The sequence below is a fragment of the Natronosalvus vescus genome, assembly GCF_023973145.1.
Classification (GTDB): Archaea; Halobacteriota; Halobacteria; order Halobacteriales; family Natrialbaceae; genus Natronosalvus; species Natronosalvus vescus.
Genome location: NZ_CP099546.1, coordinates 74,529 through 95,612 on the forward strand (window position 1 = coordinate 74,529; position 21,084 = coordinate 95,612).

General features: G+C 49.7%; 15 protein-coding genes and 3 pseudogenes. 12 read left to right on the top strand and 6 right to left on the bottom strand.

What is annotated here, in order from left to right; genetic code table 11:
• Positions 1-316 precede the first annotated feature (316 nt).
• Together NGM68_RS00325 and aglM are read right to left on the bottom strand one after the other, a co-directional pair.
• A complete protein-coding gene (locus NGM68_RS00325; protein WP_252699681.1) occupies positions 317-973 on the bottom strand; it encodes a PKD domain-containing protein in 657 nt (218 codons plus the stop codon).
• Between the two features lie 400 nt (positions 974-1,373).
• Complete coding sequence (gene aglM / locus NGM68_RS00330) at positions 1,374-2,657, bottom strand: UDP-glucose 6-dehydrogenase AglM (protein ID WP_252699682.1); 1,284 nt, start codon at positions 2,655-2,657, stop codon at positions 1,374-1,376.
• Positions 2,658-2,766: 109 nt separating this feature from the next.
• Between aglM and aglF the strand changes: the two genes are divergently transcribed.
• Together aglF and NGM68_RS00340 are read left to right on the top strand one after the other, a co-directional pair.
• Entirely contained in the window at positions 2,767-3,513 is a 747-nt protein-coding gene (aglF, locus tag NGM68_RS00335) for a UTP--glucose-1-phosphate uridylyltransferase AglF (protein WP_252699683.1), read from the top strand.
• A gap of 45 nt (positions 3,514-3,558) precedes the next feature.
• Complete coding sequence (locus NGM68_RS00340) at positions 3,559-4,269, top strand: sugar phosphate nucleotidyltransferase (protein WP_252699684.1); 711 nt, start codon at positions 3,559-3,561, stop codon at positions 4,267-4,269.
• A 97-nt stretch (positions 4,270-4,366) separates the two neighbouring features.
• On the opposite strand, the gene NGM68_RS00345 is transcribed toward NGM68_RS00340, so the two are convergent.
• Positions 4,367-5,638, bottom strand: coding sequence for a DUF4365 domain-containing protein (locus NGM68_RS00345; RefSeq protein ID WP_252699685.1), 1,272 nt, complete (start codon positions 5,636-5,638; stop codon positions 4,367-4,369).
• Between the two features lie 157 nt (positions 5,639-5,795).
• Positions 5,796-6,781, bottom strand: a pseudogene (locus tag NGM68_RS00350) (GDP-mannose 4,6-dehydratase).
• Positions 6,782-7,401: 620 nt separating this feature from the next.
• Here NGM68_RS00350 and NGM68_RS00355 point away from each other — a divergent pair.
• Genes NGM68_RS00355 through NGM68_RS00375 form a run of 5 tightly spaced genes read left to right on the top strand, consistent with a single transcriptional unit; the run spans position 7,402 to position 13,886 of the window.
• The gene (locus tag NGM68_RS00355) at positions 7,402-8,721 is read left to right on the top strand and encodes a nucleotide sugar dehydrogenase (protein WP_252699686.1); all 1,320 of its coding nucleotides are present in this window, start codon (positions 7,402-7,404) and stop codon (positions 8,719-8,721) included.
• Positions 8,721-9,806 carry a glycosyltransferase family 2 protein gene (locus NGM68_RS00360; protein ID WP_252699687.1) on the top strand — a complete coding sequence of 362 codons (1,086 nt, stop codon included), beginning with the start codon at positions 8,721-8,723 and terminating at the stop codon, positions 9,804-9,806. The genes NGM68_RS00355 and NGM68_RS00360 overlap by 1 nt, the downstream gene beginning before the upstream one ends.
• A gap of 16 nt (positions 9,807-9,822) precedes the next feature.
• Positions 9,823-10,935, top strand: coding sequence for a glycosyltransferase family 4 protein (locus NGM68_RS00365; protein WP_252699688.1), 1,113 nt, complete (start codon positions 9,823-9,825; stop codon positions 10,933-10,935).
• Complete coding sequence (locus NGM68_RS00370; protein ID WP_252699689.1) at positions 10,935-12,650, top strand: hypothetical protein; 1,716 nt, start codon at positions 10,935-10,937, stop codon at positions 12,648-12,650. The genes NGM68_RS00365 and NGM68_RS00370 overlap by 1 nt, the downstream gene beginning before the upstream one ends.
• 18 nt (positions 12,651-12,668) lie before the next feature.
• A complete protein-coding gene (locus tag NGM68_RS00375; RefSeq protein WP_252699690.1) occupies positions 12,669-13,886 on the top strand; it encodes a glycosyltransferase in 1,218 nt (405 codons plus the stop codon).
• Here the strand turns inward: NGM68_RS00375 and NGM68_RS00380 are convergent.
• Entirely contained in the window at positions 13,872-15,011 is a 1,140-nt protein-coding gene (locus NGM68_RS00380; RefSeq protein ID WP_252699691.1) for an AGE family epimerase/isomerase, read from the bottom strand. The genes NGM68_RS00375 and NGM68_RS00380 overlap by 15 nt on opposite strands.
• A gap of 90 nt (positions 15,012-15,101) precedes the next feature.
• On the opposite strand from NGM68_RS00380, the gene NGM68_RS00385 reads away from it, so the two are divergent.
• The 5 genes and pseudogenes from NGM68_RS00385 to NGM68_RS00405 all read left to right on the top strand — a co-directional run.
• Complete coding sequence (locus NGM68_RS00385) at positions 15,102-15,986, top strand: glycosyltransferase family 2 protein (RefSeq protein WP_252699692.1); 885 nt, start codon at positions 15,102-15,104, stop codon at positions 15,984-15,986.
• A gap of 67 nt (positions 15,987-16,053) precedes the next feature.
• A complete protein-coding gene (locus NGM68_RS00390; RefSeq protein WP_252699693.1) occupies positions 16,054-17,175 on the top strand; it encodes a nitroreductase family protein in 1,122 nt (373 codons plus the stop codon).
• Between the two features lie 82 nt (positions 17,176-17,257).
• Positions 17,258-18,535 carry a polysaccharide pyruvyl transferase family protein gene (locus NGM68_RS00395; RefSeq protein ID WP_252699694.1) on the top strand — a complete coding sequence of 426 codons (1,278 nt, stop codon included), beginning with the start codon at positions 17,258-17,260 and terminating at the stop codon, positions 18,533-18,535.
• Between the two features lie 93 nt (positions 18,536-18,628).
• Positions 18,629-19,338: pseudogene (locus NGM68_RS00400) on the top strand (IS5 family transposase); the annotation flags it as partial.
• Between the two features lie 108 nt (positions 19,339-19,446).
• Positions 19,447-19,538: pseudogene (locus NGM68_RS00405) on the top strand (IS5/IS1182 family transposase); the annotation flags it as partial.
• 39 nt (positions 19,539-19,577) lie between these two features.
• Here NGM68_RS00405 and NGM68_RS00410 read toward each other — a convergent pair.
• Positions 19,578-21,059, bottom strand: a complete 1,482-nt coding sequence (locus tag NGM68_RS00410) for a flippase (protein ID WP_252699695.1) — start codon at positions 21,057-21,059, stop codon at positions 19,578-19,580.
• Positions 21,060-21,084: the final 25 nt, after the last annotated feature.

A 21,084-nucleotide genomic window follows, 5' to 3' on the forward strand; every position in this document is an offset into this window, starting at 1 on the left:
AGATCGTTGTGAGAACGAAAAACGCAATCCCGACCGATATCGGAACTAGCCACAACCGATGGCTCCACTTCCAGTTACTCCACCCTTTCATGCAAACGGTCTACATTCTATCGAATTAAACACTCACTAACGGATAGGTAACCTATTCGATAACTTCTGGGTAACTTCTCTTATCGGATGTGCAGGCACAAAACCTCGCCCTTCCGGGCGCGGATGATGTCAATTGTGTAGAGAAGAACTGGCGTTCCGAGGTACACCGATGTGAATTCGGGCGGATCGTCGGGGCACTCTCCGTCTCGTCGTCGATCGCAGACGATTAGGCTCGTCGCATCTGACGAAATTGCTGACGACCGAACAGGAGCGCTCCGAGGACGATTATGACGGCGGCAGCACCGGCGGTGAAGCCGGGAATACTGCCATCATCGTCGTCTTCCGGAACCTCATCTGCATCATCAACTTCTAGGGTTCCGTCGTCGTCTTCCAGGGTTTTGTCGTCGGTGTCGGACGAATCGTCGTCAACGGAACCGTCATCCTCGTCCGCGTCTCCGTCCTCGTCATCAGCGGCATCCTGCGTATCATCTTTGCCGTCCGCGTCGTCCGCGTAATCCGAGCCACCCGAGCCATCCCCGTCATCTGGGTCGTCGTCAGCGTCCTCGTCCGATTCCGCGACCGAGAACGTCAGCGTCTCGGTCACATCGTTACCCGCCTCGTCAGCGACGTGGAGTGTTACGGTGTAGCTTCCGCCGTCAGTGACCTGGTGGGTGTGAGTCGCTCCGGTCGATTTGATCGTCGTCTGTTCGGGATCGGTCTGGGACTCGCCGTTGACGAGCAACTCGATCGAGCTTACGTCGACGCCCGAGAGGTCATCCTGGTAGCTGAACTCGAGAGTAACGGTCTCGGTTCCCGCGTCGAACTCGTGGCCGTCGACAGGTTCGATCAGGTCGATTGTTGGCGCCGTCGTGTCGGAGATCACAGCGCCGTACGTCGAGAAGCCCGACACGTCAGCGACGAGGTACGGGTCGTCGCCGATATCGTAGTCGAGGTCAGGGCGCCACGGACTCCGATTCGGATGGGTCGTCCGACGACAGCGCGAGTGGGAGCGATGACGACAGCGATTCCCCGGACAATCGCGAGGTGGACGACCAATCGCCCGGATTTGGACTTGCACGCGCTCTCGCAGGGCTTGCTCGAGCTGGCTATTGGCTTCGAGAACGCGTCAGTACGGATGCTGATCAGGAGGACGACCCGTGATGGGAGTCTGTCTCATCGTTCCATAGAACACGAGCAACGATGCCTGGCGATCGTGGACTGCGAGTAAGTTTTGTTCTCTTCGGCTTTCTCAACGAATCGATTGAGACATTGCCTAGCGGTCGTTACCAGGTCAATCCTTCGTAGATGATCCCGTCTCGAGGCTCGACGATTCGTCGCCCATCTACGACGACCGGTGTGGCCATCGCGTCGAATTCCTCATCCAAGGTGGCGAACTCATCCCAACCGGTGACGACGAGCGCACCGTCGCTGCCCTCGAGGGCAGCTTCCACGGATTGTGCATACTCCACGTCCGGGAAGCGCTCTCGCATCGGGTCGATAGCGACCGGATCGTAGGCGACGATATCGGCGCCCGCTTTCTGGGGGGACTCGAGGATCGGGATCGCTCGCGAGTTCCTAATATCGTCCGTTTGGGGTTTGAACGCGAGGCCGAGGACGGCGATTCTGGCGCCCTCGAGGTCGACGTGGCTTTCGAGCAGGTCGAGCAGCCGCTCGGGTTGGCGCTCATTGATCTCGACGGCGGCCTCGAGTAAGGCTGGGTCGTACCCGTGCTGGGTGGCAGCGGCAATGATGGCCGCGACGTCTTTGGGGAAACAGGAGCCACCCCAGCCGACGCCACTACGCAGGAACTGATCTGAGATGCGGTCATCGAGGCCGATGGCGTCCATCACCTCGTAGGCGTCGAGACCGAACTCCTTGCAGATGTTACCGAGGTCGTTGACCAGGCTGATCTTCGAGGCGAGGAAGGCGTTGTTGGCGTACTTGATCATCGAGGCCGTCGCCGGGTCGGTGTCGACGATTGGAACCGATTGTTCCTCGAGCAGGGGCTCGAACACGGCCTGCAGTTGGTCGGTGGCCCACTCGGAATTGGTGCCAAAGACGAGTTTATCGGGATTCTGGAAGTCTGCGACGGCGCTCCCCTCTCTGAGGAATTCGGGGTTCATGCCCACCTCGACCTGGTCGTTGTTCGCACCGCGTTGGATCGCGGGCTCGAGCGTGTCTTGGATACTCATCGGCGTCACCGTACTCTTGATGACGACGAGATGTCGGTCGGCTTTGTCGGCAAGGGCTTCGCCGGTGGCTTCGGCAGCCGCCTCGAGTGCGCTCAAATCAATACTCCCGTCGGGGTTCGAGGGCGTCCCGATGGCGAGGAAGGTCACGTCCGAATCGGGAATGGGGTCGTAGGATGTTGTGGCCTCGAGGGAGTGCTGGGTGTGGGTCTCGAGGAGGTCGTCCAGTCCGGGTTCATCGATGGGGGCCGTGCCGTCGTTGATCGCCTCGACGATGGCCTCGTCGATATCGATGGCCGTGACCTGGTGTCCTAAATCAGCAAAACAGGCCGCCATTGTCGTCCCGACGTAGCCGCTCCCGATAACCGTAATGTGCATTGAGTGCGTCGTGTTGCTGTGGTGCGATGAACGTTGTGATCTTCGCGAAGGTGTTGGTGCACTGGCAAGCCAGAAAGTTATTGTATGGTGGGTTAACAGGATTACCCTGATGAAAGCAGTCGTACTCGCTGGGGGGAAAGGTACGCGACTCCGACCACTGACTGATAACAAACCGAAGGGGATGGTCGAGGTCGCCGAAAAGCCAATCTTGACGCATTGTTTCGATCAGTTGCTCGAGTTGGGTGCCGACGAATTCGTCGTCGTCGTGGGCTATTTGAAAGAGAAGATTATCGATCACTACGGGGACGAGTATGAAGGTGTCCCGATTCAGTACTGCCATCAGCGCGAACAGAAGGGGTTGGCCCACGCGTTGTTGACCGTTGAAGAGCACATCGACGACGACTTCATGTTGATCCTGGGGGACAACATCTTCGAGGCGAACCTGGGCGATGTGGTTCGCCGACAGCGCGAGGAGCGTGCGGATGCCGCGTTCCTGGTCGAGGAAGTGCCCTGGGAGGAGGCCTCGCGCTATGGGGTCTGTGATACGAACAAGTACGGCGAGATCACCGACGTGGTCGAAAAACCCGAGGAGCCGCCGTCGAATCTCGTGATGACCGGGTTCTATACGTTCACGCCGGCGATCTTCCACGCCTGTCATCTGGTGCAGCCCTCGAACAGGGGGGAGTACGAAATCAGCGAGGCCATTGATTTGTTGATTCAGAGCGGGCGTACCATTGACGCGATCGGCATCGACGGCTGGCGGATCGACGTTGGCTATCCCGAGGATCGGGACGAAGCCGAGCGGCGACTCGAGGAGGGGGTTGAAGGCGAGGTTGCTGTCGCTTCGGACGATTAGAACTGTACAAGCGGTTTTTTGGGTCTGAAAGTAATTCCCTCGAGCATGCAGGGTGTCGTTCCAGCGGCCGGTGAGGGAACCAGACTTCGGCCGATGACTACTGATCAGCCGAAAGGCCTCCTCGAGGTGAACGAGCAGCCACTCCTTACCCACGTATTCGAGACGTTACTCGAGGCGGGCGTGAACGAACTGGTCGTCGTCGTGGGACATCTCGGCGAACAAATCATCGACTACTACGGTGATGACTTTCGAGAGGTACCGATCACGTACGTCCACCAACGTGAGCAACGGGGACTCGGCGATGCGGTATCACTGGCGGAACCCAACGTGGAAGGATCGTTCGTAGTGTTGAACGGTGACAACGTCTTCATCGATGGGATTGAGTCCGCTGTTGAGCGCATGACCGAGGCCGACGTGGACGCCGTCCTGGCTGTCGAGTCGGTCGATCGCGAACAGGCTCAAGAGACGGGTGTCCTCGAGGTCGAGGGGGATCGGGTGACGACCATCGTGGAGAAACCCGAGGAGCCGCCGTCGACGCTGGTGACGACCGGGTGTTACGTCCTCCCCGAAGCCATCTTCGATGCGCTCGCGCTGGCCCAACCATCGGAGCGCGGGGAGTACGAACTCAGCGAAGCTGTTGACCTCCTGGTGCAGGCGGGGTTCGTTGTGGAACCGGTCAAGATAGCTGGCGATCGAGTCAACGTGAACACTGAGGAAGATCTCAAGCGGGCGAGTCAGTTACTCGAGGATCCCTAGGAGTTTCGGGCATTATTGTAAACAGCATGTATCCCAGCAAAAATAGTCGCTCAGGTGAATACTCGTCTACTCTGTTCTGATCCGTGGAGTGCTGGAACTAACTGCAGTCAGTACAGTGTGGCCGATCATTTTCAAACACCACGTCGTAGGCCACACACCCACACTGATCACAAATCGACGGAACCTCGTGAGACAACCATTGGTCGAGCGTGTCATATGAGAGGTTACAGTCAGCGCACGTCGCGAACGCTGGGAGATTACGAAGTGCCTCCTCATCGAATACGTGGTTTCGCTCAGCGCACGCCTGGTCGTGGGGTGTCCTCGATTCACCCGACTCTATGAGCACATACTGATCATCTTCCGCAATCGCCTGAGCGTGTTCATCGCCAAACTCTCCGACGTCGTACTGGACGAGCGCTATCCACACGCCGTCGGGACTCCCCCACTCTTCGATGTCCACAATCAGTAGTTCCCTGCCTGTACTTCTGTGGCGGTATTTCGCACCAATAAACGTCTCTTCGAGGTAGTCCCACGCCTCCTCGAGAGTTGTTTTAAACTGTTCCTGTAAATCGTTCCGCTCGTACGCCTCAGTGATTCGAAATCCATCACGTGCGAGTCGAACCTTTTCGAAAGCAACACCCGGCTCATCCGTCTCGCGTAAGTGGAGAAGCTGGCCGATCGTCTCCGCCGTCGGTTCATCCTCTTCAGGCATCTGGTAGACCTGCATCAGTTTCGTGAGTGCACGCTCGGCTCGGCCCGCTTCAACGAACTCCATGGCCTCGTCGAAACGCTCCGCCTTATACGCTGCTACCGCATCCGTCGAAGCAAACGCCGTCTCCGGCCGCATTTCCAACATCGATCGCTGGGAGGTGGCGATATATTCCCGCAGAGAAAGTCGCCGCCGCGTAGCACCCACTTCGCTGTTGAGCTGTGCAAGCTTCCCGGAAAGCGAGTTTCGAGCAATCGTTACCCGAACCGTTGATTGCTCTCGCCAGCCATTGCGCTGTGTGTCCAGCACGTCCCAACAGTAGTCTTGCAGGACACACCAGTAGAACTCGTCGTTCCAGCGCTCGTATATCAGCAACACCACCGGTACGGAGGCTCGCAGGCAATCGTTCAAAACAAAATCCGATTTGAGATCCCACCAGACGGAATCCGGGTCGTCGAACCGGTTCGACGCTTTGAGCTGTACGAAAAACGGGGATGATGTCACTACCGTTGATCCTGGCTGACTCTCAGTCGGTCTGACCTCGAAGTCGAAGGCGTAGTCCTCCTCCAGCGAGTTTACGACCCACCTCGAGAAGAGCGTTTGTAGCCGCCCTCTCGAGTGTTGCTCGAGTTCCTGATTGCGATCCTTTTTCTTGCCCATTATGTTGGACATTGGGGGCGTTCATGCTGAAAGCTTCGGAGACATTGACTGTCGTGAAGCGATAATTAACGAGCTAGCTAGGTGGCTACTCCGCCGTTATCCATGTCTTTTTCCCTCAAATCAGTAGGGTGTCGACAGATCGGATCAGAAGACGACGCTAGGAGTTTCTGACCAGCGGATCGTACCAGTCCTGATTCTCGCGATACCAGTCGATGAATTTGGCGACGCCCTCACGGATATCCGTCGTAGGTTCATACCCGATGAGGTCGTTGGCCTTCGAGATATCGGCGTGGGTGTGTTCGGCATCACCCTCTCTGGGTTTGGTGAACTCGAGCTCGAGACTCGGATCGATCTCGTCGCGGATAACCTCGGCGAGGGTTTTGATGTCGATGTTATCGGTGGAGCCGACGTTCATGATCTCGCCGTCGGCCCGGTCGTCCTCGAGGAGCTGTTCATTGACGCGGATGATATCATCGACGTAGGTGAAATCCCGTGTTTTCGAGCCGTCACCGTAGATCACGGGTGGCTCGCCGTGGAGACACCGCGAGACGAAGTTCGTCATCGCCATGTTCGGGCGCATACGCGGGCCGTACACGGTGAAGTAGCGCAGGGAGACCGTCGGCAGGCCGTAGATCTCGTTGTAGACGCGGGCGTACTGTTCGGTAGCGAGTTTGGAGACGCCATATGGGGAGACAGGTTCCGTAGGGTGTGCCTCGTCGTAGGGCAGGTACTCGGGTTTGCCGTACACCGAGGAGGAGGAGGCGACGACGACCCGGTCAACGTCGTGTGTACGGGCCGCCTCGAGGACGTTGATCGTCCCATCAACGTTGTAGGCGTTGACCTTCTTGGGTTCCTCGACGCTCTTTCTGACGCCCGCCTGGGCGGCTTGGTGGTAGACGACGTCAGCGTTCGCGACGAGGTCATCGACGAGTGACTCGTCGGTGATCGAGCCCTCGACAAACTCGTAGGTTGCGTTGGCTTCGTCTGCGGCGTCTTTGGCCGCCTCGATGTTGTGTTTCTTGATTCCGAGATCGTAGTAGGGCTCGAGGTTATCGAGTACGGTTACGTCGTGGCCGGCACTAGCGAGACCTTCTGTGATGTGGCCGCCAATGAAGCTCCGCCGCCTGTTACGAGAATTTGCATAAGGTGTACTGTGTTGAGTCGATTACAAAAAGCATCTGTTTCCGATTTAGTGTGGTTCATGTCGACTGGGAGAGTGGCTAAATGATATGTTCTGGGGAAGTGAGACTCCCATTGTACATCAAGTAGACTTTCTTACAACCTCTTCGAAAAATCCAATAGGCGTTCCACTCTCGTAAATATGTATTCTGTTCATATATTCCTAAGATAGTATAATTTTGTACGCAAATACGGAGGTGGAGTAATTCTCTATTGAAATGGGCCAGAGGCGAGTTATTACGATGAATCAGTATTCAACTAAAGTGTGGTCATGTGACTACATGACAGCAGCGTTTGATAGCGACAGGCCGTTAGCTATTTATCCTTGCTGTCAAAAGTAACGCCTGATTGAAGTCTCGTATCGAAGTCGTTTCCAGGGGTGGGCAGTTTGACGATGTTGGAACGAATGAACCGGGGGACAGGCCGTCGGAATCGTTGGATTCCGATACGACAATGTCGTGTTACCGGCCGGATGAGGTGGTACTCCGAAGTCGGTCGCTTCGGATGGTGGAACGACTCTTGGTCGAGAATCACACAGCGGACTCGACAGAACAACTCTCACACTATACACTGGGCGGAAACACATGAGTAAGCAATCGTATAGGACACAAACGGAACGCACAACCACTGCGGACATCTGCGTAGTCGGCCTCGGCTACGTGGGCCTCCCACTGGCACATGAATTTGCAGTTGAGGGGCACTCCGTTCGCGGATTCGATATCGACGCCGAGAAGATCGCAACCCTCGAAGACGGTGTGGATCCAACGGGTGACGTTGGCGATGAGAATATCGCCAGCTGTGACGTCGAGTTCTCGACCGACGAAGCTGTTATCTCGGAAGCTGAGTACGTCATTGTCGCGGTTCCGACGCCTGTAGACGACCTGGAGAAACCCGATCTCGGACTCGTTGAAGCGGCCGGAAAAACGGTGGGCAGCCAGCTCAATGCCGGTTCGACCGTGATTCTCGAGTCGACGGTGTATCCAGGGGCCACACGCGAAGTGTTCGTTCCGGCGCTGGAGCAGACGTCCGGGTTGGAAGCCGGGTCGGAGTTCAGTGTCGGCTACTCACCTGAGCGAATGGTACCCGGCGATGAGGAACACGGTCTGCGAAACGTCGTGAAAATTGTGAGTGGCCTGGATGAGGACACTCGAGAGGACATCGCGCGCCTGTACGAGTCGATTGTCGATGCGGGCGTCCATCGGGCGAACTGTATCGAGACTGCAGAAGCGGCCAAAGTCATCGAGAACACCCAGCGGGATCTGAATATCGCGCTGGTTAACGAGCTGGCGGTGGCCTGCGACCACCTCGGGCTCGAAACGGAAGCCGTGCTCGAGGCCGCAGGCACGAAGTGGAACTTCCACGACTACCGCCCGGGCCTAGTCGGCGGGCATTGCATCCCCGTCGACCCGTTCTACCTTATCTACGAGGCCGAACAGAACGGGTTCTCGCCCGAGCTAATCCAGAAGGCCCGTGAGGTCAACGAGTACGTTCCGACCCATGTCGCCAAACAGACGATCAAGGCGCTCAACGAGAGCGCAAAAGTGCTCATGCACAGTCGGGTGCTTGTCCTTGGGCTGGCCTACAAGCCCGACGTAGAGGACATCCGCACCTCCGCAATCGGCGGCGTAATCGACGAACTCCAGCAGTACGGGATCGACGTTGTTGGGTTCGATCCCCACGCCGATAACGACGTGATGCGCGAAGAGTTCAGGATCGACGTCCAAGAGGAACTTTCGGTCGAGGGCTTCGACGGACTCATCGTTGGGACACCCCATAGCGAGTTTTACGGGCTGAACTTCGGCGATTTGACATACGAGATGGCCGAGGATCCAATTCTGGTCGATGTCGATGGAACATTCGAAGAAGCGGCGACCGAACACGGATTCCGCTATGAGAAGCTCTGATGTATCGGGAGCACTCAATCGGTGTCGTCATTCCGGCGTACAATGAGGAAGGTTTCGTTGGTGACGTGATCCAGGAGATGCCCGACTACGTTGATCGGATGTACCTGATTGACGACTGTTCAACCGACGACACATGGGAGGAGATCCACACGGCCGCCCGCGAGGACGCCCGGAAACTTAATGGGGGGATCCTCGAATACGAGGATTGCCTCGAGGCGAGTGGCGGGACGATTGCGACTGACGGTGGAACCGCGTTGCTGCTTGAGCAGCGTGCGGTGGTTCACGATTCAATCGGGCGGGTAGTCCCGATTGAGCACCGTGAGAACCTCGGCGCCGGCGGCGCGATCAAGACGGGCTATCTCGCAGCGCTCGAAAGCGAGATCGATATTGTCCCAACGGTCGACGGCGACGGCCAGATGGATCTGTCGCAGCTGTCGAATCTGCTAGATCCGATCGTCGAGGACAAGGCCGACTACGCGAAGGGCAACCGTTTGCTCTACAAGGAGTTCCGTTCGGACATGCCGCCGTTCCGGTTCTTCGGCAACTCAATTCTGACTTTCCTGACAAAGGTTGCATCGGGCTACTGGAAGACGATGGATCCGCAGAATGGGTACACCGCGATTTCGCACTATGCGCTGGCGAACGTAGGGATCGAGAACATGTACGAGTACTACGGCTACTGTAACGACCTCTTGGTGAAGTTGAATGCCAAGGGAATGCGCGTGGCCGACGTCGCGATGCCCGCCGTCTACGGCGAGGAGCAGTCGTCGATCAACTACACAACGTACATCCGGAAGGTGTCAGTGATGTTGCTTCGGAACTTCTTCTGGCGCCTGAAAGTAAAATATCTCGTACTGGACTTCCACCCACTGGCATTATTTTACTTATTCGGTATTGGTGCAGTGATAATTGGAACCATCGGTGGGATTTGGTCACTTTATACCAAATTGGCACGGGGTAATGAACTGTTTGTCAGTGCGTCACTTAGTCTTCTGGTGTTTCTTATAGGTAGTATGTTTGTTATGTTTGCTATGCTCTTCGATATGCAAGTAAACAAGGATCGAGAAATTCAAGTAACGAAGTAATATCACCTCGACATTAATGAAAATACTACGCGTTTCCAATAGCCTTAGTCCGGAAAAAGTTGGTGGAATCGGGGTACACGTCGATGAAATGTCAAAAATACAGGGCGAAAATGGGCATGAGGTTACTGTCTTGACCTCCGATAACGGTGACAGATCACTTCCACACCGTGAAGATAGGGGTGAATATTCGGTTATACGGCATAAGGAGTTGGCGCGTCCTGCAGATAACAGTATTGCGCCAGGGATGATTCGATCGATTGTCCGCCAGCTGCGTGACTATGATGTGATTCATGCTCACTCTTATCTTTATTTTTCAACGAATATCACATCAATTATATCCAGACTTTCTGACGTCCCCTTGGCGATTACACACCATGGCCTCTTTCCATCATCCGCGCCAAACATCATAAAGAAAGCCTATATCCCTACTGTTGGTCGTCTCACTTTCAATTCTGCGGATAATGTATTTTGTTATACTCAATCTGCAGCAAATCTTCTTGATGAGCATAATGTGACTGTACCAAAAAAAGTGATCCACAATGGAATTGATTGTAATCGGTTTTCTCCCGATCCAAGCGCTACTTCAAGCGCAGGTCAGCAATTACTATTTGTGGGAAGAGTGAAACGCGGAAAAGGCGCTGAACTGCTAATGGAAGCCTTCGAATCAGTGAAACAAGATTATCCTGAACTGAGCGTAAAAATCGTTGGTGATGGTCCTCAACTCTCGACCTTACAGGAGAAATATGATGATAACCGTATCATATATGCCGGAGAGATTTCCTACGAAGAGATGCCAAAACAGTTTAGAGAAAGTGATCTGTTAGTTTTACCAACGGTGACAGAGGCGGCAATTCCGAGAGTTGTTATGGAGGCGTGGGCATGTGGTATACCAGCAGTTATGACCGATGTCCCGAGGGCTGATCGTTCTAAGATTAACGCAGGGGGAATTAGCCTTTCGCGTCGAACATCTGAAGAGGTGGAAACAGCAATTAGGCGACTTCTAGAGGATGATCAACTTCGACGAGAAAAAGGGAAGAGAGGACGAAACATAGTGCTCAACAATTTTTCGTGGGAAGAAACAGTCAATATGACTACAGACCAACTTAGACAAATCTCTAATCTTCAGTGATGGAAAGGCTATTAAAATCGTTATTCACCGTTCTGCTTCTTTTGTTTTCGATAGTCATTATTGGAATCCACCAGTATGGCCTCTTCCCTGCAGTATTAGTCTTTGCGCTTATCTCACTCGGATTAGTTCTCGTCGCTGCTGTTCTATTTAGGACACCAGTGATGGCATCTATAACTTTCATTATAGGGGTTGCAGTTATTTACCGGCTAATTGTATTCCTGTATCCTGCCACACTTATCGGCGTAGATACAGATAAGAAAGCATACTGGACTTCCGAAGTTCTTAGAGTGGGATCAACCGACGGAATCCGTTCTGATTTTTATCAACAAGCACCACTCTATCATATTCACTCGGCGTCTATCGCCGAGATTGCTAATATCAGTGTAATTGATTCTTTCGTAATTTATCCATTACTGTCCGGAATTATTGTCCCGCTCACATCTGCAATTTTAGTCCGGTTAATTATCCCTGGAAATAGCGATGTACCTAGTGTTATTGCCGCAACGATCGCAGCGGTGTCCACTGCTGTTATGCAACAATCATATTGGCCAATTGCGCAAACGTTTTCCTTATTCGTCTGGTGCATATTTATCATTTCACTTGCTCTTTATCTCAAAAGACGACCACAAAAACAGTTACTTATTCTTACACTCTGTGTTGTGTCACTCGTATACTCTCATAAATTGCCGCTGGTACTGGTTCTCGGGTTATTGGCTGCAACAGGTATTGCTTTGTATCTGGTTCGCTCCGAGAGCAGTTCTACTGGAGTATCAATCCAAGAACGGCCTGAGCTATCGATGTTCGTCTTATGTGGTCTTATACTCTTTCTTCACTGGGGCTATGTATCATATTATATGGATGATGTAATCCGACGTATAACAGTCTTATTTGCTTCTGGATCCGCTTCTGCTCCTTCAGCGCCGTCGATCCCAACAGCGGTTGACCCCGTCAACCCAGGGCTTATCGGGCAAACAATTGCCTATCCGAATTCATTATCATTGTTTTTTGAACGATCCCATGCCGTTGTGTTGTTACTGGTCGCTGGAGGATGCTGGGCATATATCGCATACGAACTGTATACTGGCAGAAGATTGGAGAAGGAAACTACAAGTCTCGTATTAGGAGGTGCAGCATTTGGAGTTATTCTCACTGCTCTTGGAGTGATAAGCATTGGTGCGCTTAATCCGAACCGTCCCCTAATGATGATTGAGCCTCTTCTGGCTGTAATTATCGCAATCACCGTCTACAGTTTCCTTTGGGGAAGACAGAATATCGGCCACTATCTTGGAGTGTTTGTAGTTGTACTGCTGCTAATCACTCAACTGTTTGCAGCACCAGCTATTCCTGATTATCCAAACACACCCCGGTACTATCTTACGGCAGATGAAGTTGAAGGTAAATCGTTCGGTTGTGAATACATGAACGAAACAATTCATACCGATTACTACTCTTACCAAGAGCGGTTTATTAATGGAGAGCATTGCGATGCTTATTATCCGATGGATAGGGGCTATTCTGATTCTCCATTATTTAATGGAACAGTCACTGAAAAGGATTTTAATACAATAGCGTATAGACCATCGGTTGACGTATATCTTGGAACACATAGTAGATGGAAATTGAATTGGGACATTGAATCAGAGTTAGATGCTGAATATAGCAGAACCTATAATAATGGCGGATTCTATCTGTACCATAATCAAACACACATATAGATATAATCACTAAAGATAATGTCAAAGAATGTACTAATAGTATCGTATTATTTCCCCCCAGGCGGAGGAGTTGGATCGTTCAGAGCTGCAAAATTTGTCAAGTATCTCCGTGGGTTTGATTGGACACCGTACGTAGTGTCGCTCCCACCGGATCGACAATCCAAGTTCTTATCTGATGATTTGGACAACGACCAATACGCTTCAATAACCGAAATTCCGGAGGAGACAAATCACGTTGACGTAACCGGAATAGCGGCATCAAAACCACTCGGAGGAATTCGATGGTTGCCATCGCTGTCTCGGGCGCTACCTAAAATAATCGAGACTCATGAGATTGATGTAGTGCTTCACACAGGTAGCCCTTTTCTCCCGCTTCTATGTTCCACATGGGTTCGTCACCGAACTGACGTGCCCTACATTCTTGATTTACGCGATCCTTGGTACGTAGACAAGGAACTGTTCGAAAACACAAAAAGCGTCGCAAATCCTATTTGGAACTGGATAAACAAAATATCGGAACAGAAAGCACTAAAATACTCGGATCGAGTCATTCTAAATACTCCGCGGATGGAGTCTCTATATAATGTGCAATATCCTGAATTTACACACAAATTTACTACCATTACAAACGGTTTTGATCCGTCAGATTACGATTACACAGCGGCAGATCCCTTTGAGGGTGTCAGGATTGTTCATCCAGGTCGGTTTCGACGCAAGACAGAGGGTCTACTGAAAGCACTTGAACAAACCACCCGTCGGGAGCCCGCAATCGAGCTCGTCCATTTTGGTCGGTTGGATTATCGACATACAGAGCGCTTCTATAACGAAGCAGAACGTCTCGGTATTCGAGACAAAATCGATGCTCGTGGATACACTGAACTTGAATCAATTGTTTCTACCATCAAAAGCGCTGATATTGGGTTAGTAGTTTCACGGCCGGGGGATCCAACACACATTCCAACAAAGATTTATGATTATATTGCGTGTGACATTCCAGTTCTGGCCCTTGATACCCCGGATGGTGCTTTAACTCAGATAATTGAACAATTCGACCATGCATATTGTGCCTCTCATGATGACGTTCAACGTATCATAGAAATATTAGATGTATTGATTGAGACTCAGCCACAAACCCTTGGAAGCGAAGAGCAGCGAAAAAAGTACACACGGCACCACTTGACAGGCAATCTTGCCCAGGTTTTGGAGGAAAGTATCGAAGTATCAGGTCGTATCTGACAATGATACTGTAAGCTCAGGAAGTCGTGTTGCTTGATATAGCCGAGCGGTCATTGTCACTGGATCCTCCGTCCTTCGAGAGAGAGTATTTGCCTTCGGATCGTAGGATCTCGAGAGCTGCTCCTGAAGATATTGCTCACCGCGATTACTCACTGTTCCGTGAAAAACATATTCAGTATACGGAACCTCAAATCCCGGCGGATTATATGGATATCCATATGGATTGTCAGATAGTAGTTCGCAATAAATGTCTGAACTCATATATTTAAGACAGTTGTCGAACTGCATTGATTTCCACCACGGATGTTCTGGAAATACTTTATACAACACCGCAAAGGCATACATATTAAATGAATGATACCCAATGGCTTTCTTTCGAAGCGATGTCTGAATGTTGGACAATGGAAGCGAGGCGCCAACTGCTGTTTTAACGTAATTGAATTGTTCGTCGGAAAGACAGGTACCTGCATAGAGTTTTGGTCGAAAGCGGGGTAAGAGTGCATGAAAAATTAACCCAGAATCATATGTTCGTAAGAGGACGTTCACTTTATCGAGAAAACATTCCACCCGATGGCCGACTCTCTGGTCGACTTCGTCATATTGTGCCAGAAGTGCGCCAGCGGCAGCGAACCAGAGTTGATGATTGAACGTTGGATCGTAGGAAAGTATAGAGCCATCAACCTCAACGCGTTTCCAAATTCCAGCCGGCTCATAAAACGGATGAAGGAGAAACACTTCTTCAGCCTGAGCGAGAAGTTCAGTTTCGTCGAAAAACCCTGCAGCTACGGCTAGTGCTTCGATTGTCCAGGCTTGTCCGACCAGGCCATTGCACCCGTCTTTGCCGGGTGCCTTTCGATGGTAGTATGTTGCGCCATTTGGTCGAGCGCGGTTACTCAAGAGATATTCCACTGCTTTTTTTGCTGCTTCGAGATACTCGTTATTCCTAGTCCATTCATAGCATTTCAGGAATGTAATTAACCAATGTGACGTATTACGAACTGGTGTCTCCGGGTCGTGGTACGGCCCATTATGACCTGCAGGTAATTCCCCAGTGTCTTTGTTTTGCTTTTCAATGGCCGTGCGTGAAGCGTCAATTAGAATCTCAGATACCGTAAGCTGGGTCATTCATCCTTAGCTACCAAAAACGAGGATTAAATACTATCGAAGTGACGACAATAGACAGGTTAACGGTTCCTCTTTTAGTAATCGAATGCAATGTCACAACCAGTTGCATCAGTTATTGTTCCTACATATAACGAAGCAGGAACAATTGAGACGTGTCTTGAGGCCTTATTGGGACAGACGTATGATGAGTATGAGATCATCATTTGTGATAATGGGTCAACGGATAATACACGTGATATTGTTAACGAATACCCTGTGAAACTAGTAGTTGAAGATAAAATTCAAGGGTCGTATGAAGCACGGAATAAGGGTGTGGAGGTCGCCAAAGGCGATATCCTCGCTTTTACCGATGCAGATTGCCGTCCAACGAAGCAGTGGATCGCTGAGGGTGTTCGTAAAATCCAAAATGGAGCTGATCTCATCGGTGGGAATGTTCGGTTTATGTTTTCTAACCCGCCGACACCTGCAGAGCTATTCGACTCCATCTCAAATATGCAGATTGAACGCGACGTTAAGGAGCGGTCGGTTGCAAAGACTGCTAACCTTTTCGTGAAACAAGAAGTGTACCACACTGTTGGATCATTTCAGTCGAATATGATTTCTGGTGGTGATGTTCAATGGACGAAAAAGGCGACTGATACAGGATTTACTATCGCTTATGAGGAGAACGCTGAGGTGCTTCATCCTGCTCGCTCGTTAGATGAATTATTAAAAAAGCAATATCGGGTCGGAATAGGCCAAATGGATCTCCGCTGGGAAACTGCTAACTCATTTGGAGACCTTGCAAAAGTTGGTCTCTGGCTTTTAATCGGCTTCGCACCGAGACCGCCTCACTATATCAAAAACGATTTCGAACGGCGGGATCAAAGCATCTCCCTATGGAAATTTATATTAGTATTCTTTGTCGCATGGACCTGTCGCATAGCTCAAAATCTAGGTAGGATGTATAAAATGAAACAACACCTTGGCCGATGATGGGGCTGTATAATGCTTGCTGAGGTGATAGGCATATTTTTTAAACTCTCAGTGATTACTCCCTCTGATGTCACTATTTCAGCGTGCACGGTCAATTCACCGTGAAAGAGGCTTTTTGTCACTAGCACGAAAGAGCCCTAAATTCTTAGCGAACCGTGTGTTATTTGATAAATTTGTTTGGAAGTTAATTGATAAAGGCAAGGCTAAAAAGGTTCTCGCAAATTCACGAACATTGACAACACTATATTTTGCGCTTCATCAAACCTTCTATATAGAACAACAAACGATGCTCCACGGACAAGCTACATATCATGAAGAAGAAGAGCAAAGAGAAAACCCTCGTCACAGAATAATTCGAAATATTCACAGGATAGAAAAAGGCCTTTCGATGAAAAATAGACGATCGGTTTTCGCTGAGGGTTATATCAAGGAAACAGTCCATGATGTCATTAGCGCATGGAAACGTAACGAACATCCTGATGATCAACTTTATTGGGCTGTTGATGTACTCAGCAAATATTTCGAGACAGTGGAGGTAAACGATAATATTCGCGGATCAAAGATAATATTCGAAAGCTTTCTTGCCGATATTAATTATGAACCTGGTAATCGAACACCAAAACCACGGCAAGAATTTGAATGTGAACCAGTCGAACACGAGGATCTCAAAAAATTAGCTGAGCAACGTTCAAGCACTCGGTGGTTTAAACAACGTAAAGTTCCACGCGAACGTATCGATGATGCCCTTGAAGTCGCCATACAATCTCCAACTGCCTGTAACCGACAACCTTTTGAGTTTCGTATTTATGACGACGACGAATTAATAAAAGAAATAGTGGAATTGCCTATGGGAACAAAGGGATATCGTGAAAATGTTCCTTGCCTAGCAGTAATAGTAGGAAAACAACGAGCCTACTTCCACAACCGGGACAGGCATGTGGTTTACATTGACTCAAGCTTGGCTGCAATGTCTTTCCAATTCGCCCTCGAAACGCTAGGGCTTGCCTCATGCTGTATCAACTGGCCTGCAATTCCCTGGCGGGAACGAGAGATGGCTGAACTTATTAACTTAGATAACGACGAAGAAGTCATCATGTTAATGGCGATTGGATATCCTGATGAAGAGGGAATGGTTCCCTATTCCGAGAAGAAAGACTTAGACTCAATCCGAAAATATAACAAATTATAAACCATCCGAGAGGGGTGGAAGAAATCACAAGGTATATCACTATATTGGGATATTCTACAACAGAGTAAAAATGTATACTGGAATGGAAGATGTTTTGAAGAGGATTACCTTCGGCACTGCTATATGTAAGAGTACTCTTACCGACACTATCTCTTCTGAGGAGAAACCAGACCTTAGCTTTAAAAAGGAAAATATTGTGATTATCGGTGGTGAGTTGTTTAATAAGGGAGCTCAAGCGATGACGTTCACTGTCGTTGACCAACTACAAAGACGATTCCCAGAAAAGTCCATTTATTTATTCTCAGAGAAGGATTATTACCGTGACGAATCAGATAAGGAACAATATGGGTTCAAGATATTGCCTTGGACGGTGAATACACGTACTAATGCAATGTCTCCTATTCTCCCTACTCCCTCTAAAGTCTCAAAATCTGTTAAAGATGAAGTTCTATCTGTCCTAAAAGACTGTGCATTTATAATTGATATCAATGGATACGCTTTATCGTCCCAATGGGGAGTCAACCGGTCAATGTTGTATATGGCAAATATAGCAGCTGCTAAGAATTTCTCCATTCCAATCTACATCTTCCCTCAGTCAATTGGTCCGTTTGACTATCAGGTTCCAGCAAAATATCTTCTTGATCCACTTTTCCGAACTTATCTGCCGTTCCCAGAACTCATCTGCCCACGTGAACGCGAAGGTAAAGATTGGCTCGGCAAATATACTAATTCGAATGTTGATCATCAGTTTGATATTGTTCTTCAATATAAGGGCTATGATCTGGACAATATTTATTCAAAAATCCCAGAATTCCGAGAACCAGTTATAAATGAAAATGCTATCGGCATAATTCCGAACTCCCAGGTAGAAAAGCGGATAGAGAGCGAAAAACTGTACAAATTATATTCTGAACTAATCAAATCGCTACTTAATAATGGGAATGAGGTATATGTCTTACGTCACTCAGTAGAAGATTTAGAATTATGCAATAGAATTGTACAACGGGCAGAAAATTCTGATGACGTCCATCTTCTTAACAGTGATTTTTCTGCTATTGAATTAGAACATATAATCGAACAATTCCAGTTTATTATCGGGTCTAGGTATCATTCAATAGTTCATGCTTATAAGAATAACACTCCCGTGATTGCGATCGGTTGGGCGACAAAATATGAATCGCTTTTAGATAAGTTTGATCAATCACAATATTTCTTTGAGGGGAGAAATAAAGTGACCGCTAGCGAACTAATAAATGCTGCAGAAAGACTTTCTAAGAATATGATGCGAGAAAAAAGAGTTATAGAAAATACCAGGGGAGAGATACTAGAAAACGACATAATCACAGAAAATTTCTCATGAATTGATTAGCTTTGGTGAAGCCTACAGAATATTCGGCTCTGTAGTTTCGATAGAGCTACGACTGCGTTATCTCGGTAGAAAGCGAAGAGACAGATTGGTTTTATATCCGAAATCCGTCTCTTCACCCGTGTTACGGTCGCCAAGGCGAAATCAGTTGTCGAGAACCCAGATGAATCCGTCTACCCCGAAGGGGGTGGCGGGTTCGCTGAATGGGCGATGCTCACGCTTCAATCACTTCGCATCGAGCTGGGCAAATCCTACAGCGTCACGGTGGATTCACTCTGCAAGATGCCCAGTGTTCTCGAAGAAATTGGCCTTACGCGGTTGCCTCACTACACCGTTCTCCGCACGCGATTTGCAGGGATTCCGACCAAGACGTGGCGTACGTTTCTCGGCGCCTCCGCTAAGAATTCGACTGACTTCGACCGTGCTCAGCCCAGCCGTCACTACGCCAACCGCACCACTACCACGTCCGGGCGCTGAAAGTCACCGCACTCGTGGATGTCGAAACGCTGTACATCACCGACATCCATTCGACTACCTCGAAAAAACACGATGCGAAGATCGGCCCGTAGGTCGCTCGACGCAACGTCGGCGACCTGCGGAGCCTCGCCGCTGACCGTGGCTACGACGCGAAAGCCTTCCGCGACGAACTCCGCGACAACGGCATCAGACCGCTGATCAAGCACAGGATCATGAACCCGCTCGATCACGCTCACAACGCCCGTATGGATCGTGATCGGTACAACCGTCGCTCGATGAACGAAACCGTCTTCTCAAGCATCAAGCGCACGCACGGCGCGAGTAGTCTGCCTACTTTTAAATAGTGTGTGCAGAAGGTGGCGACCCAAACCTTCGAACTCGAGGAGTCTCAATCCATTTAGTGTTCAAAACAGATGCTGATCACTTTTGCCGTGCGTGCGCGACACTGGTGGCTTGAGTTCCGAGAAATGCTGCTCAAAGCCACCGTCTACAACCTCCGTCGAGCGTCCGATATCCGTGAAATCCACCGCCTTGTACCGAAAATACAGAGCCAACATTCTTACAAGAACCGATTCTCGATGGTCTGACGGCCGCGAGCAACTTCTTGTTTAGAGACCGCCCCAAAGAGGACGGCCACTGCTACGTACACCAAAAGGCCAATTGGAGGTACAATAATCAGTGAAATCAGTGAAGGGTGAAGAACCCATGCAAGTGGAAATATCACTGATGCTGCGATTAAACCCGTTGCGAGCGTTTTAACCAATCGAAGTTCCATTAGCGGATCAAATCCAACCCTTCTTGCAGAGATCGTATGGAAAACGATCATCGATCCATAACCAATGCTTGTTGCAGCCGCCGCACCATACATACCATACATCGGAATTAGAACGAGATTGAGCACAAAGTTAATTACGGCCGCAGATCCTGTTGCAATTATTAGGTGTCGTAGCTCTCCACTTGCATGAGCAGTTGATTGGATGGGACGTGCAAGTGCAAAACCAAGTGTACCAGGTAATAATATCAAGAGTGGTAATACTGCCGGTGTAAAGTCTGCTCCGTAGTACAATTTGACAAATGGTTCTGCGAGTGCAGTAAGTCCAATAATGAGAAGGACAGTGAATTGAAGCGTGTAGCGTGTGATTTGACTTGCTGTCTTGGATATTGTCTCTAGATTTCCCTGATCCCATTCTGCAGACATTGAATGTAGAAGTGCGACCTGTGCTGCATGTGGTATAAACCAAAGAAATTCTGCGATGACTAGTGCACCTTGATAGTATCCTGTCTGCGCACTACCAGCGAGGGGTCGAAGCATAAGAATGTCTACTTTGTATAACGATGTTGTTAGAAATACTAACACCAATGTCGAGAAATTGAATGATATTAAATCTTTCTTCGGTAGCGATTTAAATTTCGGCCGAATTACGGCACGAAGGTTAATATATTTCGAAAGGATTAAAAAGCAGCAAAATGCAGAGAATGCAGCACCGATTATTCGGCCAATAAGTGCTCCGTCGACACCCCATCCAAAGTATACCAGCACGATTGCAACGGTCGCATAGGTGGATTTTTGGACTACTGTGAACGACTCTGAATACTTTTCGGCACCAAGTCCAAGAAGAGTAGCCCTAATTAAATTAAACATTTGTTCAGATATTAATAGTAGGGCGACTAGATAAGTGTAAGTGATAAAAGCCTCTCCGAATGTTAATTCTACGATACCTGATGACCCAATCATAAATAATATTATGGCGGCAAGCACTGTCAAAAGCGCGGATAGGTGAAAATAAAAAGAAAATACATTCGGTTTCCAATCTTCTTGTTCTCGATCCTCAACCATGAATTTCCGAACGCCGCTTGTCACCCCATCTTTGGCAGTCAAAGTGAGAATCACTGCAAGAGCAGAAGTAACAAACGCATAATCACCATAACCTTCACTCCCAAGTAACCGAACAAGTATTGGTGTTGTGAGTATACCAATAAATAGGACACCAAATCGACCACCAACCACAGATAGGAAACTTCGGAGTAGTTTTGCGTCCACAACTAATGTTAGATAGACCACAGAG